The 3,024-nt window shown below is 71.3% G+C and carries 1 protein-coding gene and 1 pseudogene; both read right to left on the reverse strand.

Translation table 11 applies throughout. The annotated features are described in order from the left end of the window. The coding region (locus tag FGD71_RS48525) for an acyltransferase domain-containing protein (RefSeq protein WP_425329661.1) at nt 1-680 on the reverse strand (680 nt) is incomplete at its 3' end. 2 nt (nt 681-682) lie between these two features. Further along, nucleotides 683-3,024: pseudogene (locus tag FGD71_RS07675) on the reverse strand (type I polyketide synthase); the annotation flags it as partial.

The raw sequence follows: 3,024 nt of genomic DNA on the forward strand, positions 1-3,024 counted from the left end.
CCCTCCAGATACGGAGCCACCGTCACCTCATCCGCACCCACCGCCAGCATCGCACCACCAGCGGGCAGCGCCTGCATCAACCGGCCCCGTGCCGCCACCAACGTGACCGCGTCATCCAGGGAGAGCACCCCGGCCACATGCGCAGCCGCCAGCTCACCGATGGAATGCCCGGTCACATAGTCCGGGCGCACACCCCAGCTCTCCACCAACCGGTACAGCGCCACCTCAAGAGCGAACAGACCCGGCTGCGTGAACCCGGTCTGATCCAGCAACTCCCCGCCCTCGAACATCACCTCACGCAGCGGCCGCTCCAGCACCCCGTCGAACACGGCACACACCGCATCCAACGCATCGGCGAACACCGGGTACGCCTCGTACAACTCCCGGCCCATACCCGCCCGTTGAGAGCCCTGCCCCGAGAACAACACCGCCGACTGCCCCGAGTCATCCCTGGCGACGCCCCGCACTACACCCGCAGCCGGAGCACCCTCCGCCACCGCACGCAACCCATGCAGCAGGTCCTCACAGTCAGCACCCGCGACGACCGCGCGATGCTCCAAAGCCGCACGCGTCGTCGCCAGCGAGAACGCCACATCAACCGCCGAGCAGTCCTCGGCCAGCCCCGACCGCAGCCGCACCGCCTGTACCCTCAGCGCGGCCTCCGACTTCGCCGACAACACCNACCGCCTGTACCCTCAGCGCGGCCTCCGACTTCGCCGACAACACCCACGGCACCACACCACCGACCGGTGGGGCGGAGACCACCGACGACGGTGCGGGGTTGGGCTCAGGCGACTGTTCCAGGATGGTGTGGACATTCGTGCCGCTCACACCGAAGGACGAGACCGCCGCGCGGCGCGGGCGGTGCACGTCCGGCCACGGCCGGGACTCGGTCAGCAGCTCGACCGCCCCCGCCGACCAGTCGACATGCGAGGACGGCGCATCCACGTGCAGGGACTTCGGCAGCTCTCCGTGGCGCATCGCCATGACCATCTTGATGATGCCCGCGACACCTGCGGCGGCCTGCGTGTGCCCGATGTTCGACTTGATCGAACCGAGCCACAGCGGCTCGTCGGTCTCCCGCTCCAGGCCGTACGTGGCCAGCAGGGCCTGCGCCTCGATCGGGTCACCGAGCGTCGTCCCGGTGCCGTGCGCCTCCACCACATCCACCTCGGACGAGGCGAGCCGCGCATTGGCCAGCGCCTGCCGGATGACTCGCTGCTGCGAGGGGCCGTTCGGCGCCGTCAGACCATTCGACGCACCGTCCTGATTCACCGCCGAACCACGGACGACCGCGAGGACCTCGTGGCCGTTACGGAGTGCGTCCGACAGCCGCTCCACCAGCAGCAGGCCCACACCCTCACCCCAGCCGGTGCCGTCCGCAGCCTCCGCGAACGGCTTGCACCGGCCATCCCCGGCCAGCCCGCCCTGCCGGCTGAACTCCATGAACGCACCCGGCGTCGACATGATCGCCGCGCCTCCGGCGAGGGCCATCGAGCACTCGCCGTTGCGCAGCGCCTGCGTGGCGAGGTGCAGGGCGACGAGCGAGGACGAGCACGCCGTGTCCACCGTCACCGCCGGGCCTTCGAGCCCGAACACGTAGGACAGGCGCCCCGAGATGACGCTGCCCGCGTCGCCGGTCGTCAGATAGCCCTCGGCGGCGTCCTGCGATGCCTGATACAGGCCTGCCCCGTAACCCTGCGACGAGGCGCCGACGAACACGCCGGCCTGGCTGCCGCGTACCGATGTCGGGTCGATGCCCGCATGCTCGAAGACCTCCCACGACACTTCGAGCAGGAGCCGCTGCTGCGGATCCATCGCGAGCGCCTCACGCGGGCTGATCCCGAAGAACGCCGGGTCGAACTCGGCGGCCTCGTAGACGAATCCGCCGGCCGGTGAGAGGCCGGAGCCCGCGAGCGCCTCCAGGTCCCAGCCGCGGTCGGCGGGGAAGGCGGAGAGCGCGTCGGATCCTGAACTCACCAGCTGCCACAGCTGTTCCGGGGTGCGTACGTCACCGGGGTAGCGGCAGGCCATGCCGACTATCGCGATCGGCTCGTCGACAGCCGCTGTTCCTGGCGGAACGAGGCCGAAGTCGACAACAGCCGCTGCGGCCGTGCCGGCTCCCAGGACCTGCCCGCGCAGGTACTCGGCCAGGACGGCCGGGCTCGGGTAGTCGAAGACCAGGGTGGCGGGCAGGTTGAGCCCGGTGCGGGTCCTGAGCCGGTTGCGGACCTCCACGGCGGTGAGCGAGTCGAAGCCCATGTCGCGGAAGGCCCGGCCCGCCTCCACGGCGTCGGCCGACGGGTATCCCAGCACGCCCGCGGCTTCCGTTCGCACCAACTCCAGGACCGTACGCGTCTGTTCGGTCTCGGTCAGCCCTGCCAGGCGCCCCGCCAGCTCCGACCTGTCGTCCGCGGCACCGCCTGGTTCCCCCTGCTCCGCCGCCACGGCCTTCGCCGCCTCCGGGATGTCGGAGATCAGCGGGCGCGGGCGGGCAGCAACGTAGCCGGGCACGAAGCGCGCCCAGTCCACGTCGGCGACGGCCACGAAGGTCTCGTCGTGCTCCACCGCCTGTACCAACGCCGACAGCGCAAGGTCCGGCTCCATCGGCAGCACACCACGCCGCCGCAGATGACGCTCGGCTTCCTCGGACGACGCCATGCCGCCCTCGGCCCAGGCACCCCAGGCGATGGAGGTCGCGGTCAGACCACGCGCCCTGCGATCCTCCGCCAGCGCGTCCAGGTAGGCGTTCGCGGCGGCGTACGCACCCTGCCCGCTGCCGCCCCACACGCCGGCGTTCGACGAGAACAGCACGAACGCGTCCAACTCGGCCTCGCCGAGCAGCTCGTCCAGGTTGCGGGCACCCGCCACCTTGGCCTCGACAGCCGCGGCGGGCTCCTCGACACCGAGGTCGGACAGCGCGCGGGTGTGGCTGACGCCGGCGGCGTGGACGACGGCGGTCGGCGGATGCTCGGCCAGCAGGCCCGCCAGCGACTCCCGGTCCGCCACATCACAAGCCACGAC

Origin of the sequence: Streptomyces sporangiiformans, assembly GCF_005768555.2 — a bacterium.
GTDB classification, from domain to species: Bacteria; Actinomycetota; Actinomycetes; order Streptomycetales; family Streptomycetaceae; genus Streptomyces; species Streptomyces sporangiiformans.